This window comes from Bacillus sp. FSL M8-0071, from assembly GCF_037975455.1.
Taxonomy (GTDB): domain Bacteria; phylum Bacillota; class Bacilli; order Bacillales; family Bacillaceae; genus Bacillus; species Bacillus subtilis.
On sequence record NZ_CP150256.1, the window covers coordinates 2,102,110 to 2,125,203 of the forward strand.

Consider the following 23,094-nt stretch of genomic DNA (forward strand, 5'->3'; position numbering starts at 1 on the left):
CCCCTTAGTTTTTGCGAGTCAAGCTATCAGATACAATACGTTCCTGTTCTTTTTTATGAACTGTCGGATCTCCCTCTGCAGGGCTGGATCGTCTTCTTCGTCCAATATATTGAACGCTTACTCCCTCTGGTGCAATCTCTGTCAAATACGGGCTGATATAACCCCAAGCCCCCATGTTCTGCGGCTCTTCCTGCACCCAAACGATTTCTTTCAGGTTCGGAAGTTTTGCAAATAACTCTTTGACTCCTTTTGCCGGGAATGGATACAGCTGTTCGATTCTCGCAATGTGAAGCCACTCTTTACCGTCTTCTAACTTATTAAAATGATCGCTAATGTCTATAGACACTTTACCGCTGGATAATACAAGTCTGGTTACTTTTTCATAGTCATGAGAAAGTCCCGACTGTTCATAAACAGGCTGGAAGCGGCTTTCGCTGAGCTCCTGCACTTCCGACACCGTATTTGGGTTGCGAAGAAGGCTCTTCGGCGTCATAATGACGAGCGGTCTGATTTCTTCACGAAGCAGCATTTTAGCCTGTCTTCTTAAAATATGGAAATACTGTGCCGCGCTTGTCAGGTTGGCAACCGTCCAGTTGTTTTCCGCTGCAAGCTGCAGGAATCGCTCGATTCTTCCGCTTGAGTGCTCAGGCCCCTGTCCCTCGTAACCGTGCGGAAGCAGCATGACTAATCCGGATTTTTGGCCCCATTTGGCGCGTCCGGCAGAAATAAATTGGTCAAAATACACTTGAGCTGCGTTGGCAAAATCTCCGTACTGTGCTTCCCACAAAACAAGCGTTTCCGGTGAATGCACGTTATAGCCGTATTCAAAACCGAGAACCGATCCTTCAGACAGCGGGCTGTTATGAACAGCAAATGATGTGCTGCAGTCAGATAAGTGATGAAGCGGCACAAATTCTTTGCCCGTCTCACTGTCATGAAGCACAAGGTTTCTTTGGGCGAACGTTCCGCGCTCGGAATCCTGTCCTGTTAAACGAATCGGTGTTCCGTCTTTCAAAATTGAAGCAAACGCGAGTGATTCTGCCAAAGACCATTCCACTTTTCTGTCATCATCGAACGCCTTGGCGCGTCTTTCTAAAATGCGTTTTAGCTTGCCGAAAACATTAAATGACTCCGGCCAGTTGATCAATTCGCCATTCAGCTTGCGGAGCACATCAAAATCAATCGAAGTGTCCACATCTGGGAAACCGTTTGATACAGGCTCTGGAAGTTCAATTTCACAGGCAGTGTGTTCCTTTTTAGACGGAACTTTCTGATATGCATCCTCAATGCGCTTCGTTACCGATTTTTCGATGTTTTGAACGACTTCCTCGGTAAGCACGCCTTCTTTTACCAGCTTTTCAGCGAAAATTTGTTTGACAGTCGGATGCTTTCTGACAGCATCATACAGCATTGGCTGAGTGGTTGACGGTTCATCCATTTCGTTGTGTCCATAGCGTCTGTACCCGATCAAATCAATCAGAAAATCCTTGTTGAATGTTTTTCGGTATTCGACCGCAAACTTAACAGCTGAAAGACAAGCTTCAGGATCGTCCGCATTCACGTGAACAATCGGAATTTCATAACCCTTGGCCAGGTCGCTGGCATATTTTGTCGATCTGGATTCAGCGCTTTCTGTTGTGAATCCGATCATGTTATTGGCGATAATATGAATCGCACCGCCTACTTGATACCCTTTTAAAGAGCTTAAATTCAATGTTTCAGCTACAATTCCTTCCCCAGGGAATGCAGCGTCTCCATGGATTAAAATGGCCAGCGATTTTGTTTCATCTTGTACCGGGTATCCGCTTTGTGTCCGCGTTTCCTGTGCCGCTCTAGTGCTGCCTTCAACAATCGGATTGATAAATTCCAAGTGGCTCGGGTTGTTCGCTAACGTAATGCGCGCTGATTTTGTTTCAGCGTCTTGAAGCTCCCGATTCGCCCCCAAATGGTATTTGACATCCCCTGTCCATCCGTAGCTGATTCCAATTGATCCCTCAGACGGGACAAGATCTTTATTCGGCGCATGCTGGAATTCAGAGAAGATGATTTCATACGGTTTGCCGAGCACATGTGCCAAGACATTCAGGCGTCCCCTGTGCGCCATCCCGATGTTGACACTTGTCGTGCCTGATTTGACAGATTGTGCAATAATGTCATCAAGCACTGGAACAAGAGCGTCCAGACCCTCAATGGAAAAGCGCTTCTGCCCGACGAATGTGCGGTGCAAAAACTGCTCAAAGCCCTCTACTTCTGTCAATCTTTCCAGCACAGCTGACAGCTTTTCAGCTGAGTTCTTCTGGAACAGCTCGCCAGATTCAATTTTTCTTGTCAGCCACTCGCGCTCTTTGAAGTCATGCACATGGTCAAATTCAAAAGAGATGGTTCTTTTATACGTATTTCGTAAATACTGAATGGCTTCTAAACCGTTCGTAATGTTTTTAGGAGCGTCTTTGCAGATGACAGACGCAGGTATTGCTTTTATTTCCTCTTCTGTTAGCCCGTAATCGGATAATGGAAAAAGTTCGCTCTTTTTCCCATCCTTTCTGAGCGGATTGACGGAAGCGTTCAAATGGCCATAGGTTCGGATATCTTCTGCAAGTCTGACTGCGGATGCGATCTTTTGAATCAGATCGGCTGTAACACGTCCCTTTTCTTTTGTTCCCGAGGCCTCTTTTATATCGCTTGGCGGAGCACCGAGCTCGTCGAACATTTCCTTCAAATCCGGGTCAATGCTGTTCGGATCCTGGGTATACTGATCGTAAAGCTCCAGCGCATAGCCGAGGTTCGGACCGTAAAAATCTTCCCAATTCATTCGTTGTTTCATACTATTTTGAAACATTTGAATATTACCCCCAACTTAAATAATCAAGTGATTGATTCACTATCTTGAAATAACTTTCGAACGCTGTGTCCAAAATTATGTAATAAAAACGCTTCCAACGATATTTTACCACTGTTTGCAATTTGATTCTACCTTGATTGTTCACAAAATAGTAAAAAACCTTTATAAAAAACAAAAAATTTAATCATTCGAAAAAACAAACGCCAAAAAGCATAGGATTAAGGGCTATCCTATGCTTTTATGAAGCAGTTTTTTCAGCAGCGGATACAAAACATCCGGTAGCTGATCAACATCCGGGACAAATATACTGAATTTTCCGTACATATCCTGGATCGTCTTCATTTGCGATTCTTCTATTTCTGAGTTGGAGAGAAAAACATTTATCACTTCTATTCCTCTTTTTCGGGCTTCGATAACCGCCTCACTTGTATCGACGATCCCATTTTGTTCATAGCCAAATGCGGCCGGCTCTCCATCTGAGAAAACAATTAAGAACTTTTGCGCCTCGCTGCGATGCAGCATTTTTTTCGTCATCTGCCTAATTGCGTACCCGTCACGGTTATCTTCTTCTGGCTCAAGCTGCATAATGGCCGGTCCAGACTCTTGTCTTAATGATGATTGGAAGGGAATAACCGTATTGAAATAGTTTGGCTGGCTTGTTTCGGTTGCATCATTTGTGTCCTCCCAGAACCCGACAATCTGATGCGGAACCGCTACCGATTTCAACGCTTCGTGAAACAGCACGATTCCTCGTTTTGTTTCGTCCATTTTGTCGAACATGCTGGCTGAACAATCGACCAGCAATGTAAAAACTGCGTCTATTTCTGAAGATGGTTCTTGCTTTTTGTAGAATAGGCGCGGATTTCGCTCAGTGAAGTAGCGAAGAAGCTTATTATTCAGTCTCCCGGCATGAAGATCTGTTCTCGGCAATGTTTTTTTATGCTCCAGCGTTTTTTGAATCATTTGTTTCAAACGCTTTTGATACGATTCAATCGTTTTTGCCTGCTGTTTATAAGAAAGCTCCTCTTCACTAGTTGCCGGCTGCGGTTCTTTATAAATTGGAAATGCATATTTATTTTCTTTGCCGTCAGCCATACCCGCTCCGTTCGGCTGGTCTTTTTGAGACTCCAGCGCTTCCAGCTTGGAATAGTCTTTCCGTTTCGTTTGTCTGGCTGATCCTTGAACAGAGCCAAGGGCCTGATCTCCATCGTCGCCTTCCCTTGAAGCATCTTTTCCTAAATCTGATTTTGCGCCGTGTTCAATATCAAATTGAAGGAAGCTTTTAGACGGTGCTTCTGTTTCCCGGTGCCATGTCGGCATTTCTTCTTCATGGATATCCTCATCACCGTCTGATTTTTTTGGAAGCGTGATGTCATCACTCAGCTTCGGCGCTTTTTTCTCTTCTTCAAATAACGGCTGTTCTGCAGCTTTTGCGTAGTCAAGCTCAGGCAAAAAGAAGTAGGTGTTCAACATGTCTTTATCGAGCACCTCTTCAAGTCCGTCCATGAGGTCCTCAACAATTTTCAGAACCTGCCGTGTCGAATCTACTTCATACACACGCAAGAGCTGCTGCTCAATAAACGGGCGCATCAGATCGATATCTTCACGCATGGATGGAAGGGTCTCGAGCGGCGATTCCGCTGTGAGCTTGACATAGATCGCGCAAAAGAGCGCATCGGTAAAAATGCTTCGTTCCAAATTTAAGGTCAGCTGGGTTGAGAAATGTTTTCTGTACATGTCTTTTCGCTTCGCAAATACATGTTTCGTACCCGGACGCTCACGTTTGATGCATTCTTCGATCCTAATGTCTTCAAGCAGCATAAAGAGCTGCTTGGCAAAACTTTTAAAGGTAAGATGACGATGGATATCATTCAAAAAGTTCGCAAACTCATGCAGCGAGCTATATCTTGTTCCGACTGAACGCAGGTAGACGTCGCTTTTCAGACCCGCTTCCATGTCCTCAGCTGCCCTGTCTTTCCAAAAGTGGCTCATATAGATTTTCTTTTCAAATGGATTGTAATAGGACTGAACGCCATACTCCACTTCTACCGCTTCACTCTTGGTGAGTGTTTTGGCCAAATCAGTCAGCATCATAAATAAAAATGAATCAATCGTGCTGTCGTTAAATTTGATAAATTTCATCGCAGCCCCCTCATTCAAACAGAGTTTCTGCAATATTTCGGACAGCCGCTTTTTCCCGATCATCATCAAGCTTTTCTACAATTCCCCGCTCAATGGCACGACGCGGCGGAATATAAGCAGCTAAATCACATGTATCGATTAAAGCTCTGATGGATGCCGCTTCTTCAGACACCTGTCCGTTATTGGCCTGAACGATCAAGTCAGAGGAAAGCGTGATAAATCTGTCAATCAATTTCTCGTCTTTCAAGGCTGACTGAGACATGAGCACTTGTTTCAGCAGCTCGCCTTTAATATAAGGCACATCAATGATGACAAAACGGTTTTTCAACGCTTCATTCAGAGGAACAGTTCCGACATAGCCTTCATTGATGGCTGCAATGACTCCGAAACCGCTTTTAGCCCGTATGACCTCGCCTGTAAACGGATTTGTCATCATTTTTCTGTAATCTAATACACCGTTTAAAATAGGCAGTGTTTCTGGCTTCGCCATATTGATTTCATCTATATAAAGAAAATGGCCTTCCTTCATTGCCTTTGTAACAGGTCCTGAAACAAACTCGATTGTCGCCTGGCCAGATTGATTTTCAATCGTTTTATAACCGACCAATGCCTCAGCGTCCAAGTCGACTGAACAGTTGACGCTGTGCATCGGTTTATGAAAATAGCTGGACAATGTTTCTGCCAACTTTGTTTTTCCTGAACCTGTAGGCCCTTTCAGCAGGACATTTTTCCCCATGGCTAATGCAATAATGGCGTCAAATAAAATGGCTTCATCCTCCGCCTCATAGCCTGATGTTCCTATAAGCGATTGAAACTCCGGGGAAATAGGCTGCTCTTTATATGATAAAAGCTTTTGTTGTATATCTTCCGGCAATGTTAAGTGCTGTAGTTGAGTTGTCATAGACAGATTCCCTTTCCTATTCATATTCCATTAACGAGTATACTAAAAAAGCCCCTGTATGCTCAATACAAAAGGGCTTGGATGATATTACTGCTTCTCGTTATTTCCCAAAAGGGCTCCGCAGACAATACGCGCACCGGAATTGCCGCTTGGGTTTGTCAGATAATCGTCCGCTTGTTCATGAATAATAAATGCACTTCCGTCCTCGTCGAGAATATTTAGTTTACTTCCTTTTTTCAGTGAAGTGTCAGGCGCATTCATTATGACATCTACCTTTCCATCAGCACCGACTTCAAGGTTCGGCAGATCTCCGGCATGATGCCCCATCGGATTATTGAAGCCGTGTTCTTTGTTCAGTGGATTAAAGGGACCGCCCGCTGATTCAAAATCCGGCCTGACACAAGAACCTTTCTCATAAATATGAAAACCGAGAGAAGCACCTGGACGCAGGCTGTTTGCGGAAATATGAATATCGAGGCCTTCATCATCTGATTCTTTGATCTCTATAAAACCGACTGCTTTCCCTTCACGATTGACCAGCTGGACATGATGACCAAACGCTGATGTTTCAACCACTTTTTTTTCCGGCACCCGGTTAGGAGGGTCTGGAGTTTTTTTTTGTCCGCATCCGGCAACTCCCATTGCCGTCAGCATCATCAACAGCAAGAGACGGTGCATACTGTCTCCCCCTTGTTTTTTCTAACAGTGTGGTCAATCATTGTCTGGTATAAACAAAAAAGCCTATAAAAGGCTTTTTGTCATACTCATTTTTAAAAATAACTTCTTGCGCCCAAGTACCGCTGTTTCCAATACGAATTGCTGAGATTGGAAATGTCGACGCCCGATGAGCTTGCATGAATAAAATCACCGCCGCCTAGATAAATCCCCATGTGAGACGGGCCGGATTTATATGTGGTAAAGAAGACAAAGTCTCCTACTGACGGCTGGCTGACCTTCTGCATGACATTCCAATATCCTGCCGTACTCAATCTTGATATAGATGATACATTATTAATAAGGTAATAAATGAAGCCGCTGCAATCAAAACCGGCAGGCGTGTTTCCGCCCCATCGGTACGGCACTCCGACATATTTTTTCGCTTCCGTTATCATTCTGTCAATCTTCGAGCCTATTTGAATGTTTGACCCTGAGTTATCTTTTGGCTTTGTTGGCTTTGTCGGATTTGAAGGATTAGATTTTGATGCTCCCGAAATAGTCAGTACCTGCCCAATTTGCAGCACATCCGATGATAAATTGTTTTTATCACGGATGCTTTGGACAGTGACTCCGAGCCGATTTGCAATTTTCCACAGCGAATCGCCTGCTTTTACCTTGTACGTCGTTGTTTTTGAGGGATTGGAGTTTGACGGCTTTTTGGAGCCGCTGTTTCCGTTCTTAGGTGAACTGCTTCCTTTTATTTTGAGCACCTGTTTAGGATAAAGTGTATCTGATGTTAAGCCATTTAAGGTTTTTAATTCGGCTACAGTCATATTTAAGCTGTTTGCGATTTTCCACAGTGAGTCACCAAGCTTGACCGTATATGTACTTTTTGAAGAACCTGAAGAATTGGAACCGCTGTTTTTCTTTGATCCATTTGATCCGCTTGAACTGCTTGTCCCTTTGATCTTAAGCTTTTGCCCCGGACGAATCAGGTCACTGCTCAGGCTGTTTAAGCTTTTAAGCTCAGAAACACTCATTTTATGATTTTTAGCAATCATCCATAGGGAATCACCATATGCAACTGTGTATGTTGATGTTTTGCTTGAGTTAGATGGGGATGTCGTGCTTTTTTTGCTGCTTTCAGGAACCTTAAGGCTTTGTCCGACATAAAGCACCGTTGATTTCAATTTGTTTTCGGATTTCAGAGCTGATATTGTCGTATCATACTGGCGGGAAAGTTTCCAAAGAGAGTCACCGCTTTTTACTTTTATCGTTTTTGCTTCCGCGGGTGCTGCGGCCATCGACGACCCAACAACTGCAGAAACAGCCAAGCCGGCTACAATCTTCTTTTTCATTCATTCAACCTCCTAAACTGTTTTTTTGTAAAAACAGCTAGTATTTTGTTTCCAAAAATGGCACACAACTGTTTTATCGTCAATTTTTCAGCAAGTTAAACCCTTTTCAAACATTTGGCGCAGCATTTTCAGCATCGTTCGACCTTTAAACCTTCAAATAAACATCTAACATTTTACATAAGCACGATATGTTTTTCGAAAGTCTAAGGAACTATTTAAGCGGGGGTAAAAATGATGGTTTTCTATCGATGAACGAAGCAGTTTCTCCTCCTTTCTTGTCTATTTTTCTAATCAATTCTCTATCGGCGTGTCAAATCCCTTCCTCTGCATTCTTATGAAATGGCAAAAAGCCTGTTCTTTCGATAAGAACAGGCTTTTACACTATGCATTTGCTGATTGAGTTTTTTGTTTTACAGCTTCAAGAATGCTGTCGGCTGCTTTTTTAGAGCCGCCTGCCGCTTTCAGTGATTGTCCAATTTCTTTTGCCTTTTCAGCATACGAACGATTATTCATTACTTCTTGTATCGTCTCTTTCAGTAGGCTTTCAGACAATTCTTCCTTTTTAATTACTTTTCCTGCGCCGACTTTTTCTACCTGATCTGCGACAACAAATTGGTCGCCTCCCATCGGAATGACAACGAGCGGGGTTTCAAAATACAAACCTTCACTTGTGCTGTTCATTCCGCCGTGGGTCACAAATAAGCTGGCTCTTTTCAAGATCTCAAGCTGAGGGACATACGGGCGTACAATGAAATTCTCCGGAATGTCGTTTAACTCACTTGTTTTAATATGCTTGCCGATGGAAAGCACAACTTTACCGTCAAAGTCCTTACACACTTCAAGGCATTGATTAAAAAACTGCTTTTGATTATTAAAAATGGTTCCCATTGAAATAAACAGCACGTTTTCATTGTCAATCTGATCAAATGGGAAATCATTGTTTCCGGCTCTTTCTGTAATGGAAGGACCGACAAATACATATCGCTCGCCAAATTGCTCAGCCAGTGGCTGAAATCCCCTTGATGTAAAGACGATTGTCAAGTCACCATCAGCTAAAAAAACATCAAATGGCTTCTTGATCTCTGCTTGAAAATCAGCATTTAACGTTTCTGCAAGCTGCTGGTATGATTCATAATGAGGTGAATCTTCAAGTGATCCTTTCATGTACGCTCCCATCATTTCCTTCGCAAATTCCTCATTCATCGCAAAGGTTGTACACAATGAAAATCTTGGCAGCTTCAGCATGTTGGCAATGACTTTACCCGCGAGAAGATGGTGATCATATATGACATAATCATACGATTCATGTTTGACTTCCTCATAAATATGAGTCGCGATATCCTTACAGGCTTTCAAAAAAGCGCAGAGCATTTCTGTGAAATCTCTTTCTTCATCGCCGGTTGCGTTTTTCCCGAAGTAATCTCCCCTGAAATCATAATACTCACGAAACTCTATATCAAGAGCTGTGATTTTTTCTTTATATTCCTTCACTGCGTAGTACGTAATGTTTTCTCCCCGGGATTTCAGCTCCTTCATCACACCGATAGAGGGATTAATATGCCCTTCACCGGGGAAACCGATCATTAATACATTTGCCATGCGGCAGCACCCTTCCTTTGAAAATTTATATAATATTTTATACGGTACTATAAATACATAAACAGGTAAAGTATTTCACTTGATTAATATTCATCACATATAACTTTTCTACCAGTTTATATTCCCTGTCTTCAAGACAAAAAGCATTCAGCTTGAAGCGAATGCTTTAATAAAGATACGAATTCAGTCATTTTGTCTCATGATAGGATTCTTAATCAGGCCCTTTTTATTATTTTTACGTTCTTGGTGAAATTAACGGATATAATACACCGTCTTTGGCAAACGACATCTTCCCTGTTTCCTCTGAAACCACGAGCACCAGTGCATCCGTATAGCCCGACATACCGAGAGCCGCCCGGTGCCGGGTTCCCAAATGGATATCCACTTCCTTCGTCGTCAGCGGGAGCACATTGGCTGCTGACACGAGTTTGTTTTCCCTCACTAATAAAGCGCCGTCATGAAGAGGGTTTCCGGGAAAAAAGATGCTTTCAATTAATGAAGAGCTGATCTCGGCGTGTAGGGAGGTGCCTTTTTGAATAAAATGTTCAACCGGGTCTGCTCTTTCAATCACAATTAAAGCTCCATGCTTATGTTCCGATAAGGCTTTAATCGCCTTGGCCAGCTCAATAAATGCCGGCGTAAATTCCTCAATGTATGATTGCAAATAAAAGGAGGATGCAATCCCCTGCATGTCCTGAAATATGTGCCCCAAATCATCTAATTCACAAAGGAGACACTGGTCTTTTTCGTGAAGCGTTTTCAAGATTAGAGATGCATCACCTAATATTTGCTCTAGGTACACCTGTATTTTCCCCTTGAACGCATTTTCTGATATCTGCTCATAGCGCATAATCTTCATCTCCTGTTCAAATTTCCAACTTTTCACGAATGCTTATCTTATTGATGCACATTCTATTGGTAAAGGAGGGATGTAAAGAATGGAAATCGAAAGAATCATTCAGTATATTTGCACCTTTTTAGGCGTGATTTCGCTTTCTTTTATTTATGCCCAAATGTTTAGAAAAACGAAACCAACAAAAAAAGAATAGGCCCGGCGTTCATTGCTTTTTATACATAAAATGTTATAATTTCTCTCGTTATGAAAAAGAAACGGAGATCAATGTATGAAAGAAACTCAAAACGCCCGGGAAAAAATCAAACAGCTCTTGCACATTTTAATACCGATATTCATTACCCAGGCGGGGCTTTCTCTTATGACTTTTCTAGATACGGTGATGTCAGGGAAAGTCAGCCCCGCTGATTTAGCGGGTGTCGCGATTGGCTCAAGCCTTTGGACCCCTGTTTACACAGGACTTGCAGGTATATTAATGGCGGTCACCCCGATTGTCGCTCAGCTATTAGGCGCAGAGAAAAAACAGAAGATCCCCTTTACTGTTTTACAGGCTGTATACGTGGCCGCGCTACTTAGCATCGCCGTTTTATTGATTGGATATGCTGCAGTTGACCTTATTCTTGGCCGATTGAACCTTGATATTCACGTGCATCAGATTGCTAAACACTTTTTAGGCTTTTTATCACTGGGAATTTTCCCTTTATTTGTTTACACCGTGTTGAGATCATTCATCGACTCATTAGGAAAAACGAGAGTCACCATGATGATTACACTCAGTTCTCTTCCAATCAATTTTGTATTGAATTATGTATTTATCTTCGGGAAGTTCGGAATGCCGGGACTTGGGGGTGTAGGCGCGGGGCTGGCATCCGCGTTAACTTACTGGTGTATCTGCATCATCAGTTTTTTCATTATTCATAAAAACGCACCGTTTTCTGAATACGGGATTTTCCTTACCATGTATAAGTTCTCTTGGAAAGCATGCAAAAATTTGCTCAAAATCGGGCTGCCTATTGGGTTCGCCGTGTTTTTTGAAACGAGCATTTTCGCAGCTGTCACGCTTCTCATGAGCCATTTTCATACAGTGACCATCGCGTCCCACCAGGCAGCCATGAATTTTGCGTCTCTTTTATATATGCTGCCGCTTAGCGTGTCCATGGCTCTAACAATTGTTGTCGGGTTTGAAGCGGGTGCAGCCCGTTTTAAGGACGCACGCTCATATAGCTTAATCGGCATCATGATGGCGATCGGCTTTTCTTTGTTCACTGCCGCCTGTATCCTTTTATTCAGAGAGCAAATTGCGGGCATGTACACTTCTGACCCCGATGTGCTCCGGCTGACACAGCACTTTTTAATTTATGCGCTATTTTTTCAGCTTTCCGATGCTGTTGCCGCACCGATCCAGGGAGCACTCAGAGGGTACAAAGATGTGAACTATACGCTTGCGGCAGCTTTTGTCTCTTACTGGGTCATTGGCCTTCCGGTCGGTTATATGGTCGGTACGTTTACAAGCCTCGGTGCATTCGGCTATTGGATTGGATTAATAGCAGGACTCGCCGCCGGAGCAGTTGGGCTGTTTTTCAGGCTGGCAAAACTGCAAAAACGTTATTCGCAAAAACAACACATTTAAAAGAGGTGATCAATCATGGCAAAAAACAAAAAATTATTCGAGTATCTTTCCCAGCATGCGGAAACCATCAGTTCAACGTGGTATGAAACAATCGAGGAGACTGATCCCAATTCCATTTATGCCTCAACAGATCCTGTTGTCATTCACAATTTAAAGAGCCAGAATCTTGCCTTTAACTATAAAATAAACCGTATTTTTATAGATGATGAGGACGTATACTTGCCTATACTGAAAGAATGGGCCTTTGAAGTCACACAGGATCAAGAGCATTTAAAAACTCCTATCCACTATATTATTCGGGAGTTTGTCAGAGTGAGAGATTTATATGTTTCTTATGTGAAAGAATTTGTCCATCTCAATCAGGATACTGTGAAAAGCGAAGAAGCCGAAGACCTGTATCACGCCCTTATAAAAGCGTTTGATCTTGTGATTCATATTTTTATAGAAGAAATGTACAAAAACACAAGCCTTCAGCTTCAGGCCCAAAAAGATATGATTACTGAATTGAGCGCTCCGGTCATCGTGCTGTTTCACAGCGTCGGACTGCTGCCTTTAATCGGAGATATTGATACAGTCCGCGCCAAGCTGATTATGGAAAACACACTGCATCAATGTGCGAAAAAAAAGGTGACACAACTGTATATTGATTTGTCAGGAGTAGCTGTGATTGATACGATGGTTGCCCATCAGCTTTTCAGTCTGATTGAGGCACTTCGTTTAATCGGTGTTTCTTCAACTTTGTCTGGAATCCGTCCGGAAATCGCGCAAACAGCGGTTCAGCTAGGTTTGTCTTTCGAAGGTATTTCCTTGAGATCCACTCTCGCTTCAGCAATTGCATCGGACTTAAAATTAAAAAAGGTATAAGGCTTAAGGCCTTATACCTTTTTGATTAATCATTCCATTGATACGTCCAATATATTTCTTCTTCAAACCATGTTGCCATAACAGGTTCATTATTTTTCAATTTCTCTTCAAGCTCTCTGAGCATGCCTTCTGTTTGTGTGCGGTGAGCTCTTAACGCATTCATTTTAATATCAGCTACTTCTTTGATATCAAGTACGACATCAGCTTCGCCGAGAACCTCTTCTCTGTTGCGGGTAATGGCCATGCAGATTGTACGCGGACGGTCTTCTTTCTTTTTGCGGTATAATGCACGGATAACCGCTTCCCCGCATGCATCATGGTCAGGGTGCACACCGTGTCCGGGATAAAATGTGACAATTAAACTTGGTTTTACATCATCTATGATCTCTTCCATGATATCAGCTAAATACTCATCGTCTTCAAATTCGAGCGTTTTGTCACGGAGTCCAAGCATACGAAGGTCATTGATATCCATTTCTTTGCAAGCATTGATGAGCTCTTGTTTTCTTAGCAGCGGCAACGTTTCACGATTCGCGAAAAATGGATCGCCCATATTTCTGCCCATTTCACCTAAAGTGGCGCAGGCATACGTAACGGGAATGTCTTTTTTTCTGTTTAAGGCAATGAGGCCTGCCACTCCATATGATTCGTCATCAGGGTGAGGCAGGATTACTAGTACATGTTCTTTCATTATTATTCACCCTTTTCTTTAAACTGTGAACGGTTTTTCGCTGATTTGCAGAGAAATAGCCAGTTTACCGCCCGGCAGGTGTCCCGCCATTAATAAACGGTTTTCTTCATCTACCGTGTATTCAGTCAAGCCTTCAGCATAAATCCAGCCTTCTTCTGTTTTCAAGCCAACGCGGTAAGGCCCGTTGCCTTTGATTTTTGCCTGATGATAAGTGACTTTTGCATTGCGGATATACGCAACAACCGTCATGTTCTTTTCATTTAAGTGCGCTGAATAAGAACCTGTGGTGGTTTCTAAATGGATATATACAGGGCGGTCCGCATATCGTTCTAAAGATGCTTGCACATCTTCTTTTATGATCGCTTTCATGATTGCTCCCCTCTTTCTTCTTTTAAATACTCTGCACGTTCTGTATGTAATTTGACCAGCTGATATTTCACAGCCGGTTCGAGCTGTGAATTCACAATGCGCTGAATCGCGGCAAAATATTTTTCCAGCATCGGTTTTCGGAGTCTTGGATGTGTTCGTTTATCCAAGAGCTCAAGATCAATCGCCTCTGCTACCGCTTCTGCGTCATCATGTGCGAGAGATCGGTTATTCCAAAGTGAAGCATATGCTTTCACTATCTCTTTATCATTGTCCATCGTCTTGCTCCTTTATGTCTTACATACATGAAATGATTATACATAATATATGCATCAGCTGAAAAGCCAAAGGCCTCAATGGCTTTTTGACGCCCGTTTCCACTTCACTTGTGAAAACGTAAACAAGATCAGCGCAGCCCATATACAGCTGAATGTAAAAGCCTTCGAGCTGGAAAATGGCTCATTGTAAACAAACAGCCCGATCAGAAGGGTAATGGTCGGCGCAATATATTGTAAGATACCGACTTGATACAGTGGCAGCCGTTTCGCTCCTTCCGCAAACAATAAGAGCGGCAAAGCCGTAAACACACCGGCCAAAAAGAGAAGCAGCCACGTCCCTCCGCTTTCTGCACCCGCTGGCTGAACATGTCCGCTGAACAGCAAATACCCTAATGCAATCGGCATAATCATGAATGTTTCCAGCGTTAAACCGATGGCGCTCGGCAGGCTTGTTCTTTTTTTGCTTAACCCGTACAGCCCAAAGCTGAATGCGAGCAGAAGCGCAACATAAGGAATGGAGCCGTATTGGAACGCTGAGATGATGACACCGGCTGCCGCAATCGAAACGGCCACTAATTGCAGGCGATTCAGTTTTTCCTTTAAAAATAAAATCCCAAGGAGCACTGATACAAGCGGATTAATGTAATAGCCAAGACTAGCCTCAAGCAAAAAGCCATGGTTGACAGCCCATATGTATACAAACCAGTTGATCGAAATCAGGATAGAAGCAAGAAATAAAGAGAGGATCCCTCCGTTCTTTTTCAGAGAGCGCAACTCCTGCCATCCTATTTTCCATTGCCGCAAGAAAAAAAGTACGATACACATAAAAACAAAAGACCATATAATACGATGAGCCAAAATATCAAGAGCCGGCAGCTGTTCGAGAAGCTTCCAATAGAGCGGAAACAGGCCCCACATGATAAAGGAAACGGCTGTGTAAATAACGCCTTTTTTTGTTTCTGAATATTGCATTTATATCCCTGCCTTTCTTTAGAGCATCTTATATTATATCACGTGAAAGATCTGGCGGGCATATACTATTTTGTCCGTGAAGAAAGGATGTGAAGACAATGTTTGAGTGGAACAAGTACTTTCCTTTCCACAATCAATTTTCTAAAGAAGCATTAAAAAAAGCTGATCCGAAAGAAGTTGAAACGTATGTCAATCGTGTGATGGAAAGTGTGTTCGGCAGTGATTATGCGGCTCAATTTCCTTTCCGCGATCCTCTCCCCCAAAAAGAACATCCCGCCAAACCTGATGCAAAACCTGATGTCAAACCTGATATTGATATATTCGAAACTGCAGACCATGTGTTTGTAAAGGTGCCAATCAGCGAAGAATGGCTGGAACAAGTGAGAATCAAACACACATCTCACGAATTATGGTTGGAAAACTTCCCAAGAGCAGATCATCCGAAAAAAGTAAATCTTCCTTGTTTAGTCAAACGCAAAGGAACAAAAGCCGTCTATAAGGATGGCCTTCTGGAAGTCATGTTTCAAAAACAGCAAGACTACAATATGTCCGAGGTAGAAATCATCCGATAAAAAACGGCCTGCAATCGATGCAGGCCGTTTTTATTAATAGAAGCCAGGATATCCCCCGTATGGCACACCGGCACCAAAACCGTACGGTCCGCCTCCGTATCCATAAGGGCCAGGAGGATAGGCATAGGGACGAGAATAGTTAAACAACGCACTCCCGAGAAAACCGCCTAATAAACCGCCGACTAGAGGAGCGCCAAACAAAAAAGGACTACGCGCCGGATATCCGGCTGAACCTGGGATTCCGCGATAATACGAATGATGAGGGTACATGATTTTTTCCTCCTTTATGTCTGCCTATACGTAAAGTATTCAGCAAGGAAGAAAAACGATTGGGCTACGGACTGTCTATGATTGTTACATCACAAGCCCTACCAATAACACACAGCCGAGCCCTGTAACCGAAAGAACTGTTGTAAGCAACGTCCAGGTTTGAAATGTTTCTTTCATGCTCAAGCCGAAAAATTCCTTTACCATCCAAAATCCTGCATCATTTACATGACACGCAATGACACTGCCGGCTCCTGTTGCAAGCACCATTAACGCGGGGTTTACACTGCCAGCCTCCATAAGCGGAGCTGCCATTCCCGCTGTGGTAAGCGCAGCCACGGTAGCAGAGCCTAGACACAGACGCAGAACCGCGGCGACGGTCCATGCAACGAATAGCGGCGACATGTTTGTTTGACGGAAAAAATCAGCGACATAATCGCCGACCCCGCCGTCAATCAGCACCTGTTTAAACGCTCCTCCCCCTCCTATGATGAGCAGCATCATCGCAATTTGGGAAATTGATTCTGAAATAGATCTGCTGATTTCCTGCATAGATATTTTACGGGCATATCCCATCGTATAGAGTGCAAGCAACAGCGAAATGAGCATTGCCGTTCCCGGAGTGCCGATAAATTCTATAATGTCTTTTCCTTTTGAATGTTCACTCAATAATAAAGAAAAAACTGTTGCCATTGCCATAAAGATAACCGGGAATAAAGACGTGACAGCACTGATCGCAAAGCCCGGTGTTTCATCCAGCTGAAATTCTTTCCTCGGTCCTAACCCCGATAAGTTTCCATGCTTTTGATACGCACCAGGAAACCGTTTCATCGCAAATTTATTAAATAAAGGCCCGGCAATCACAGTTGTCGGAACAGCGATGATGATTCCAAAAAGCAGCACCTGGCCAATATGGGCACCGTATGCAACTGAGATAGCAGTTGGAGCAGGATGCGGGGGCAAAAATCCGTGAGTAACATTTAAGGCGGCGGCCATCGGGATTCCCAGATACAGAAAAGGCATTTTTAATTCTTTAGCAATCGCGTAAACAATCGGTATCAACAGAACAAGACCGACTTCAAAAAATAGGGCAATCCCGATAATAAAAGAGGCAACCACAACCGCCGCCTGTATTCGTTTCCTTCCGAATTTGTCAATCAGCGTAATGGCAATCCGGTAGCCGCCCCCAGCATCTGAGACAAGCCTCCCAAGCATCTGAGACAAGCCTCCCAAGCATCGCGCCAAGTCCAAACACTAAAGCTAAATGCCCCAGTTGCCCGCCAATTCCAGCCTCAATTGAAAGAACAATTTTATTGATATCCATTCCAAGTCCGATGGCTACTAAAAATGAAACGACAATCAGTGAGACAAAGGTATTTAATTTTACTTTAATAATGAGAAATAACAGAATCAGCACTCCGACAGCTACAATTAAAATCGGCATGGTACCCCTCCAAAAGTGTTTTATATGATTCTCGCGACAATGTTTTGGCGCTTTTCATGCCTAGATGAACAGAAAGCGCTTTCATTAATAACTAAAAACGTCTTGGTTATATGATTGTTATCTTTTGATCAACTAATATGTTCATACTAATCTCCTAATCAATGACTGTCAATCGTTTTTATGAGCTTGTCTCGATTACCTACCGCCTAACCCAATGATTTATTAGTTATATGTTGATTAACTTTTGGTTATATGTTATGTTTTTTAAAGTTGACTGCCAATCATTATATCTCTCCATTGTCTGGAAGCAAATGAGACAATATGAGAACAGACGGATAACAACTTCATAAGAGGAGGAGTACACATGCCATTATTGCGTTTTGATGTAATTGAGGGCCGTGATGAAAAATCGCTGCAATTGTTATTAGATACTGCTCACCAAGCGATGGTTGAAGCATTTGGTGTTCCGGAAAGAGACCGTTATCAAATTGTCCATCAGCATCCCGCAAACGAGCTTATAATCCAAGATACGGGATTAGGGTTTCAGAGAACCAAGGATCTGGTCATCATTAGTATGACAAGCAAAGCAAGAACCGAAAGCCAAAAGGAAAAATTGTATACTCTGCTTGCTGAAAGGCTAGAAGAAAAATGCGGAATTTCCCCTGAAGACCTCATGGTATCTATTACTGAGAATGGTGACGCAGACTGGAGTTTCGGTCTTGGTGAGGCGCAATTTTTGAATGGAAAACTATAAGATTTCGTCTCCCCACAAAAAAAAGAAGAGAGAGCTCCAAGAAGCTCTCTCTTTTTTTCATAAATGCGGAAGTCATCAGTCTAGAAGCATCCAGCAATACGAAAAACCTGGATCTCCTTTTAGATCCGGTTTAAATGCCAATTGGAAGCTGACTTTGGCCGAAAATATAAAATTTTGCTGATTTGCATAATAAGATACATCATAATCCCCATTTACAACAGGTTGGATGCTATAACTTATTGATCATTTCCATGAACATGACACTTTTGCCAATCCGGAAATGTCAGTCTGACAAATATAAAAAGTCATGTAAACGGGTGTGAACCGTACTTACATGACTCACCATGGAAACAAAGGCTCTTTTTCAGGTGCCGCTTTCCTTATTTCCTTCTTCACACACTGTGTCACCAGGCTCGCAAAATTGATCGGCCCATGCCTGCATTTCTTGAAATACAGCTTGAAGCGCTGTTCCTTTTTCAGTTAGCGTGTAGATGACTTTGACCGGCGTTTCAGGGAGAACCTGCCGTTCGACAATCTCGTTTTGTTCAAGCTCCTTCAAGCGCTCTGCCAACATTTTTTGGCTGATCATCGGTATTGTTTCCGTTATCTCTTTAAACCGTTTCGGCCCATCCATTAGCACATGGATGATCAGACCGTTCCATCGTTTTCCCAGCAATGAGAATGCGGATTCCATTTTAGGGCACATCGTATTTCCCACAAGTCTTCATCCCTTCATCTATTGATTGACATGTATTCAATGATCCATTACAATAATCTTTCAAGTTACATTTAGTAAGCTTCTAACTTTTCTATTATCATACCACGTTTATCCGAAGGAGGAAACACTATGACGAATACTCTGGATGTTTTAAAAGCACGTGCATCTGTAAAGGAATATGATACAAATGCCCCGATCTCTAAGGAGGAGCTGACTGAGCTATTAGACCTTGCCACTAAAGCGCCTTCTGCTTGGAACCTTCAGCATTGGCATTTTACAGTATTCCACAGCGATGAATCAAAAGCGGAGCTTCTTCCTGTAGCGTATAATCAAAAACAAATCGTTGAGTCTTCTGCTGTTGTTGCCATTTTAGGCGATTTAAAGGCAAATGAAAACGGTGAAGAAGTTTATGCTGAATTAGCAAGCCAAGGCTATATTACGGATGAAATCAAACAAACATTGCTCGGCCAAATCAACGGTGCTTACCAAAGCGAGCAATTCGCACGTGATTCCGCTTTCTTAAATGCTTCTTTAGCTGCTATGCAGCTTATGATTGCCGCAAAAGCAAAAGGTTATGACACTTGCGCAATTGGCGGATTTAACAAAGAGCAGTTCCAAAAGCAATTTGATATCAGTGAGCGCTATGTTCCGGTTATGCTAATTTCAATCGGAAAAGCAGTGAAGCCTGCGCATCAAAGCAACCGTCTGCCACTTTCAAAAGTATCAACTTGGCTGTAAGGATATGAAAAACCTTAGTCCGAAATCCGGACTAAGGTTTTTTTATACAATCGCCTCTTTGTACCATTCACGAGCCTGTTCAGCTTCATGCTGAGTCAGCTGATGGCCCCCGTCCTGCCAGAAAACGGAGGCTGATGCCCCGCTGTCACGCAAATAGCGGTAAAGCTCTTCTGATTCTTCCTTCGTGCAAAGAGGATCGTATTTCCCGGCACCGATAAAAACAGGGAGCCCCGCCATATCAGGCAGCTCGATACCCCGAATCGGAACCATTGGATGATGCAGAATAGCCCCTTTTAACACATCTTTATAATGAAAAAGCAGGCTTGCCGCAATGTTTGCGCCGTTTGAATAACCGACTGCAATCACTTTGCCGCGATCAAACTGATGCGTTTCTGCAGCCTCGTCGATAAAATCTTTCAATTCTCTTGTCCGCACCACAAGATCTTTTTCATCAAAAACTCCTTCACTCAGACGTTTGAAAAATCGCGGCATTCCATTTTCAAGCACCGATCCTCTGACACCAAGCAAATGGGCATTAGGGTCTATAAACCGCCCCAATGAAAGCAGATCGTGTTCATTACCGCCCGTGCCATGCAACAGCAAAAGTACGTTGTCAGATGTTCCTTTTTCATAAATATGCTTCATTATAAATTCCCCCTTTTAAAGTTCAGGTAAAATGTCTGTAATTTGGTGTCTATGTTTCTCCAGCCATTCAGGCAGTTTTAAGGAAGTCCCTAGCTCAGAAAACGTTTCATCTGTCATAAAGCCCGGTTCATCTGTGGCAATTTCAAATAAGATACCGCCTTTCTCCCTGAAATAAACTGATGTAAAGTATTCCCTGTCGAGAATTTCTGACGAAGGCAGATGGTTTTCAGCAATAATCGGCAGCCATTTCGCCTGTTCCTTTTTCTTTGTCCGAAACGCTACATGGTGTACCGTACCATATCCTCCGACTCCTCTTTTTTCAGGGTATAAATGGACATCAATGACACCGCCGACGGCCGCTGAGGTTGCCAGTCTGACAATCTGGTCTTCTTCGGCCACTTTGGTGTATCCAAAGCTTTCCATTAACAATTGTATGGTCGCCTGCGGGTCGTAGGAATATAGCAGCACACCTTTCATTCCCGTAATTGCTTCATTTGTTGTGATCCCGTCAGGCGTCCACTCGCTTTTGCCGCTTTTCGCATCCTCCATGATCGCCAGCGGAAGGTCTTCTGTATCATCAAAAATAAGACCTTTTTCACCAAACAACGTTTTTTCCTCTAGGCTCAGCCCGCTTTTCTCAAGACGCTCCTTCCAAAAAGACAGGGAGTCTGAGGGAACTGAAAAGTACACCCGGCCCGCTTGGCCTTTTCCTACCGTTCCCTGTCCGCTTCCTTGGAACGGAAAAAAGGTCATTATTGTACCGGGATCTCCGTTTTGATTCCCAAAGTAAAAATGATACGTTCCGGGATCATCAAAGTTTACTGTTTTTTTAACAAGCCTGAGCCCAAGCACTTCTGTATAAAATCGCAAGTTTTCTTGCGGATCTCTGGCGAATGCTGTGACATGGTGCAATCCTTCTGTTTTCATTTTCTCACTCCTATTTATCTCGATTTCAAGATATTTATTATTTTAAACCTTTATTGAAAAGGATGCAAACCATGTGTTTTGATTAAATAATTGAAAAAATCATTTTTTTCTAATAATTATCTTGTGATCTTTTCTTACAACTGCTATTATAGTGAGCATTATCATGTTTCAGGAGGAAAGTAAATGGTTAAAAAAGCACTTATTGTTATTCTCATTCTTTTGCCATTCGTTCAGCTCGCGCTTTTGCCGCTTGTGAATCGAATAGAACCGATTATGTTCGGCCTGCCGTTTTTCCACTTTTGGCTGCTGCTGTGGATTATTGTTACGCCGTTATGCTCGTTTGGCATTTATCAGATGCAAAAAAAAGATGGAGGACTTGAATAATGCAAGGGAATCTGACTGCACTTCTCATTACTGCTATTATTGTTTTAACCGTTGTCTGTATCGGCTTTCTCGCCGGAAGAGACAAATCCTCACGCACTTCTGTGGAAGAATGGTCTGTCGGCGGCAGACGCTTCGGCGGTCTTCTCGTCTGGTTTTTAGTAGGCGCTGACCTTTATACGGCCTATACTTTCTTAGGGTTGACCAGTACTGCTTTTACAGGCGGAAGTGTTGCATTTTTCGCCATTCCTTATTCTGTGTTGGCCTACTTTATCGCCTACTTCTTCTTGCCAAAACTTTGGAAAGTTGCGAAAATTCATAAATTAACAACACTCGCGGATTATGCCCGGGAACGTTTTAACAGTAAGCTTTTGGCAAGCCTCGTTGCCATCGTTGGGGTACTCATGCTTATTCCGTACATATGCCTTCAGCTGAGCGGCATTCAAGACACGCTTCAGGTTGCCGGCACTGGCTATATTAACGTAAAATTCGTTGTGATCATTTCATTTATTCTTGTTGCTCTTTACACATTCTTCAGCGGGATTAAAGGGCCCACATATACAGCCATCATTAAGGACATTTTAGTATGGGTCATTATGCTGTTTATGGTGGTGTCCCTCCCTCTCATTCATTTTAACGGCTGGACGCCAATGATTGACACGTTAGTGAAGGAAGCGCCGCAAATGCTGACGATACCGGCAGAAGGGCCAAAAGGCATCCCTTGGTTTATCACAGCATCTATTGTTTCCGCTCTGGCACTTTTTATGTGGGCACATGCCGCTACAGGTGTTTTCACGGCGAAAAGCGCTGATGCAGTAAGAAAAAACAGCATGTTTTTGCCGCTTTATAATATCGTGTTAATTTTGGTTATTTTTCTTGGCTTTATCGCCTTTCTTGTTCTGCCGGAAGATACAAATCCAAGACTGGCGCTGCTGCATTTGATTCAAACATCTTACGGCGGCGTGGCACAAGGCTTTGCATATGCCACTATCGCTCTTGCTTCATTAATACCTTGTTCCATCATGGCAATCGGGGCATCGAATTTGTTCGCCAATAACTTGTACCGCGACTTGATTCACCCGACTGTGTCGCAAAGCAAGCTGACCCTTGTCACACGTTCAATGGTGTTTGTTGTCATCGGTCTTGCGCTGCTGTTTGGAATGCTGTTCCCGACTGCCTTAGTGACACTCCAGCTATTAGGTGTATCCGGCATGGTGCAAATCTTTCCTGCGATTGCTGTCAGCCTGTTCTGGAAGCGTCAAACGAAAGAAGCGACAGTTATTGGATTATTAGTCGGCCTTGCGGTAACGTTTATTGTGTATACCACTCAATCCGCACATGGCATTTATGAAGGATTCTGGGGATTGGCCGCCAACATGATCGCTGTGGTGATCCTGAATCCGCTGTTCGTTAAAAACGCGGGATCCAATCCTGTCATTGAAGGTTTATTTGGCAAAAAACAAGACGCTAATCCAAATCAAAAGGGCGCATAAAA

General features: G+C 43.1%; 22 protein-coding genes and 1 pseudogene. 7 read left to right on the forward strand and 16 right to left on the reverse strand.

The annotated features are described in order from the left end of the window. Nucleotides 1-4: 4 nt before the first annotated feature. The 7 genes from sucA to cdaS all read right to left on the reverse strand — a co-directional run bounded on the left by sucA (nucleotide 5) and on the right by cdaS (nucleotide 10,358). Complete coding sequence (sucA, locus tag MKX71_RS10470; RefSeq protein ID WP_159376842.1) at nucleotides 5-2,839, reverse strand: 2-oxoglutarate dehydrogenase E1 component; 2,835 nt, start codon at nucleotides 2,837-2,839, stop codon at nucleotides 5-7. Nucleotides 2,840-3,067: 228 nt separating this feature from the next. Beyond that, nucleotides 3,068-4,984 carry a nitric oxide reductase activation protein NorD gene (locus tag MKX71_RS10475; protein ID WP_213420412.1) on the reverse strand — a complete coding sequence of 639 codons (1,917 nt, stop codon included), beginning with the start codon at nucleotides 4,982-4,984 and terminating at the stop codon, nucleotides 3,068-3,070. Nucleotides 4,985-4,994: 10 nt separating this feature from the next. Beyond that, a complete protein-coding gene (locus MKX71_RS10480) occupies nucleotides 4,995-5,909 on the reverse strand; it encodes a MoxR family ATPase (RefSeq protein WP_010886530.1) in 915 nt (304 codons plus the stop codon). A gap of 63 nt (nucleotides 5,910-5,972) precedes the next feature. Next, nucleotides 5,973-6,563 (reverse strand): superoxide dismutase family protein, encoded by a 591-nt coding sequence (locus MKX71_RS10485; protein WP_019712213.1) that lies wholly within the window; start codon nucleotides 6,561-6,563, stop codon nucleotides 5,973-5,975. A gap of 92 nt (nucleotides 6,564-6,655) precedes the next feature. Beyond that, complete coding sequence (gene cwlS, locus MKX71_RS10490) at nucleotides 6,656-7,900, reverse strand: D-gamma-glutamyl-meso-diaminopimelic acid endopeptidase CwlS (protein WP_004399265.1); 1,245 nt, start codon at nucleotides 7,898-7,900, stop codon at nucleotides 6,656-6,658. Between the two features lie 381 nt (nucleotides 7,901-8,281). Next, entirely contained in the window at nucleotides 8,282-9,499 is a 1,218-nt protein-coding gene (locus tag MKX71_RS10495) for a macrolide family glycosyltransferase (RefSeq protein WP_339231001.1), read from the reverse strand. A 235-nt stretch (nucleotides 9,500-9,734) separates the two neighbouring features. Beyond that, a complete protein-coding gene (gene cdaS, locus MKX71_RS10500) occupies nucleotides 9,735-10,358 on the reverse strand; it encodes a cyclic di-AMP synthase CdaS (RefSeq protein WP_015251893.1) in 624 nt (207 codons plus the stop codon). 265 nt (nucleotides 10,359-10,623) lie between these two features. On the opposite strand from cdaS, the gene MKX71_RS10505 reads away from it, so the two are divergent. Both MKX71_RS10505 and rsbRC read left to right on the forward strand, forming a co-directional pair. Next, nucleotides 10,624-11,982, forward strand: a complete 1,359-nt coding sequence (locus MKX71_RS10505; protein ID WP_106073492.1) for an MATE family efflux transporter — start codon at nucleotides 10,624-10,626, stop codon at nucleotides 11,980-11,982. A gap of 15 nt (nucleotides 11,983-11,997) precedes the next feature. After that, nucleotides 11,998-12,846: an RsbT co-antagonist RsbRC gene (gene rsbRC / locus MKX71_RS10510; protein WP_014480032.1), complete on the forward strand. Its 849-nt coding sequence runs from the start codon at nucleotides 11,998-12,000 to the stop codon at nucleotides 12,844-12,846. A 25-nt stretch (nucleotides 12,847-12,871) separates the two neighbouring features. Here rsbRC and bshB2 read toward each other — a convergent pair whose 3' ends face one another. The 4 genes from bshB2 to rarD form a co-directional block, all read right to left on the reverse strand. Beyond that, nucleotides 12,872-13,537 (reverse strand): bacillithiol biosynthesis deacetylase BshB2, encoded by a 666-nt coding sequence (bshB2, locus tag MKX71_RS10515; protein WP_003231215.1) that lies wholly within the window; start codon nucleotides 13,535-13,537, stop codon nucleotides 12,872-12,874. Between the two features lie 18 nt (nucleotides 13,538-13,555). Then, nucleotides 13,556-13,906 carry a YojF family protein gene (locus MKX71_RS10520; RefSeq protein ID WP_003231213.1) on the reverse strand — a complete coding sequence of 117 codons (351 nt, stop codon included), beginning with the start codon at nucleotides 13,904-13,906 and terminating at the stop codon, nucleotides 13,556-13,558. Next, on the reverse strand, nucleotides 13,903-14,181 hold the full coding sequence (locus MKX71_RS10525) for a hypothetical protein (protein ID WP_003231211.1): 279 nt from the start codon (nucleotides 14,179-14,181) through the stop codon (nucleotides 13,903-13,905). The genes MKX71_RS10520 and MKX71_RS10525 overlap by 4 nt, the downstream gene beginning before the upstream one ends. A 75-nt stretch (nucleotides 14,182-14,256) precedes the next feature. Next, a complete protein-coding gene (gene rarD / locus MKX71_RS10530; RefSeq protein ID WP_021481479.1) occupies nucleotides 14,257-15,153 on the reverse strand; it encodes an EamA family transporter RarD in 897 nt (298 codons plus the stop codon). Between the two features lie 98 nt (nucleotides 15,154-15,251). On the opposite strand from rarD, the gene gerT reads away from it, so the two are divergent. Continuing rightward, nucleotides 15,252-15,725 carry a spore germination protein GerT gene (gene gerT, locus MKX71_RS10535; RefSeq protein WP_024573595.1) on the forward strand — a complete coding sequence of 158 codons (474 nt, stop codon included), beginning with the start codon at nucleotides 15,252-15,254 and terminating at the stop codon, nucleotides 15,723-15,725. Nucleotides 15,726-15,758: 33 nt separating this feature from the next. On the opposite strand, the gene MKX71_RS10540 is transcribed toward gerT, so the two are convergent. Together MKX71_RS10540 and MKX71_RS10545 are read right to left on the reverse strand one after the other, a co-directional pair. Beyond that, nucleotides 15,759-15,995, reverse strand: coding sequence for a hypothetical protein (locus MKX71_RS10540; protein ID WP_015251888.1), 237 nt, complete (start codon nucleotides 15,993-15,995; stop codon nucleotides 15,759-15,761). Between the two features lie 84 nt (nucleotides 15,996-16,079). Further along, nucleotides 16,080-17,436: pseudogene (locus tag MKX71_RS10545) on the reverse strand (gluconate:H+ symporter). Between the two features lie 364 nt (nucleotides 17,437-17,800). On the opposite strand from MKX71_RS10545, the gene MKX71_RS10550 reads away from it, so the two are divergent. Further along, nucleotides 17,801-18,190: a tautomerase family protein gene (locus MKX71_RS10550; protein WP_339231005.1), complete on the forward strand. Its 390-nt coding sequence runs from the start codon at nucleotides 17,801-17,803 to the stop codon at nucleotides 18,188-18,190. A 364-nt stretch (nucleotides 18,191-18,554) separates the two neighbouring features. On the opposite strand, the gene yodB is transcribed toward MKX71_RS10550, so the two are convergent. Further along, nucleotides 18,555-18,908, reverse strand: coding sequence for a transcriptional regulator YodB (gene yodB / locus MKX71_RS10555; RefSeq protein WP_163130759.1), 354 nt, complete (start codon nucleotides 18,906-18,908; stop codon nucleotides 18,555-18,557). 129 nt (nucleotides 18,909-19,037) lie between these two features. Here yodB and MKX71_RS10560 point away from each other — a divergent pair, with 129 nt between their 5' ends. Beyond that, nucleotides 19,038-19,646: a nitroreductase family protein gene (locus MKX71_RS10560; protein ID WP_003231196.1), complete on the forward strand. Its 609-nt coding sequence runs from the start codon at nucleotides 19,038-19,040 to the stop codon at nucleotides 19,644-19,646. 42 nt (nucleotides 19,647-19,688) lie between these two features. Here the strand turns inward: MKX71_RS10560 and MKX71_RS10565 are convergent, their stop codons facing one another. Next, nucleotides 19,689-20,291, reverse strand: a complete 603-nt coding sequence (locus tag MKX71_RS10565; protein ID WP_014480039.1) for an alpha/beta hydrolase — start codon at nucleotides 20,289-20,291, stop codon at nucleotides 19,689-19,691. Between the two features lie 15 nt (nucleotides 20,292-20,306). After that, nucleotides 20,307-21,218: a ring-cleaving dioxygenase gene (locus MKX71_RS10570; RefSeq protein WP_339231008.1), complete on the reverse strand. Its 912-nt coding sequence runs from the start codon at nucleotides 21,216-21,218 to the stop codon at nucleotides 20,307-20,309. 183 nt (nucleotides 21,219-21,401) lie between these two features. Here MKX71_RS10570 and MKX71_RS10575 point away from each other — a divergent pair, with 183 nt between their 5' ends. Both MKX71_RS10575 and MKX71_RS10580 read left to right on the forward strand, forming a co-directional pair. After that, nucleotides 21,402-21,602: a DUF3311 domain-containing protein gene (locus tag MKX71_RS10575; protein WP_003231189.1), complete on the forward strand. Its 201-nt coding sequence runs from the start codon at nucleotides 21,402-21,404 to the stop codon at nucleotides 21,600-21,602. After that, nucleotides 21,602-23,092, forward strand: a complete 1,491-nt coding sequence (locus MKX71_RS10580) for a sodium:solute symporter (RefSeq protein WP_029318028.1) — start codon at nucleotides 21,602-21,604, stop codon at nucleotides 23,090-23,092. The genes MKX71_RS10575 and MKX71_RS10580 overlap by 1 nt, the downstream gene beginning before the upstream one ends. Nucleotides 23,093-23,094 lie beyond the last annotated feature (2 nt).

Coding starts and splice junctions, on each gene's coding strand:
- sucA (WP_159376842.1), bottom strand. CDS start 2,839: ATGTTTCAAAATAGTATGAAACAACGAATGAATTGGGAAGATTTTTAC.
- MKX71_RS10475 (WP_213420412.1), bottom strand. CDS start 4,984: ATGAAATTTATCAAATTTAACGACAGCACGATTGATTCATTTTTATTT.
- MKX71_RS10480 (WP_010886530.1), bottom strand. CDS start 5,909: ATGAATAGGAAAGGGAATCTGTCTATGACAACTCAACTACAGCACTTA.
- MKX71_RS10485 (WP_019712213.1), bottom strand. CDS start 6,563: ATGCACCGTCTCTTGCTGTTGATGATGCTGACGGCAATGGGAGTTGCC.
- cwlS (WP_004399265.1), bottom strand. CDS start 7,900: ATGAAAAAGAAGATTGTAGCCGGCTTGGCTGTTTCTGCAGTTGTTGGG.
- MKX71_RS10495 (WP_339231001.1), bottom strand. CDS start 9,499: ATGGCAAATGTATTAATGATCGGTTTCCCCGGTGAAGGGCATATTAAT.
- cdaS (WP_015251893.1), bottom strand. CDS start 10,358: ATGAAGATTATGCGCTATGAGCAGATATCAGAAAATGCGTTCAAGGGG.
- MKX71_RS10505 (WP_106073492.1), top strand. CDS start 10,624: ATGAAAGAAACTCAAAACGCCCGGGAAAAAATCAAACAGCTCTTGCAC.
- rsbRC (WP_014480032.1), top strand. CDS start 11,998: ATGGCAAAAAACAAAAAATTATTCGAGTATCTTTCCCAGCATGCGGAA.
- bshB2 (WP_003231215.1), bottom strand. CDS start 13,537: ATGAAAGAACATGTACTAGTAATCCTGCCTCACCCTGATGACGAATCA.
- MKX71_RS10520 (WP_003231213.1), bottom strand. CDS start 13,906: ATGAAAGCGATCATAAAAGAAGATGTGCAAGCATCTTTAGAACGATAT.
- MKX71_RS10525 (WP_003231211.1), bottom strand. CDS start 14,181: ATGGACAATGATAAAGAGATAGTGAAAGCATATGCTTCACTTTGGAAT.
- rarD (WP_021481479.1), bottom strand. CDS start 15,153: ATGCAATATTCAGAAACAAAAAAAGGCGTTATTTACACAGCCGTTTCC.
- gerT (WP_024573595.1), top strand. CDS start 15,252: ATGTTTGAGTGGAACAAGTACTTTCCTTTCCACAATCAATTTTCTAAA.
- MKX71_RS10540 (WP_015251888.1), bottom strand. CDS start 15,995: ATGTACCCTCATCATTCGTATTATCGCGGAATCCCAGGTTCAGCCGGA.
- MKX71_RS10550 (WP_339231005.1), top strand. CDS start 17,801: ATGCCATTATTGCGTTTTGATGTAATTGAGGGCCGTGATGAAAAATCG.
- MKX71_RS10560 (WP_003231196.1), top strand. CDS start 19,038: ATGACGAATACTCTGGATGTTTTAAAAGCACGTGCATCTGTAAAGGAA.
- MKX71_RS10565 (WP_014480039.1), bottom strand. CDS start 20,291: ATGAAGCATATTTATGAAAAAGGAACATCTGACAACGTACTTTTGCTG.
- MKX71_RS10570 (WP_339231008.1), bottom strand. CDS start 21,218: ATGAAAACAGAAGGATTGCACCATGTCACAGCATTCGCCAGAGATCCG.
- MKX71_RS10575 (WP_003231189.1), top strand. CDS start 21,402: ATGGTTAAAAAAGCACTTATTGTTATTCTCATTCTTTTGCCATTCGTT.
- MKX71_RS10580 (WP_029318028.1), top strand. CDS start 21,602: ATGCAAGGGAATCTGACTGCACTTCTCATTACTGCTATTATTGTTTTA.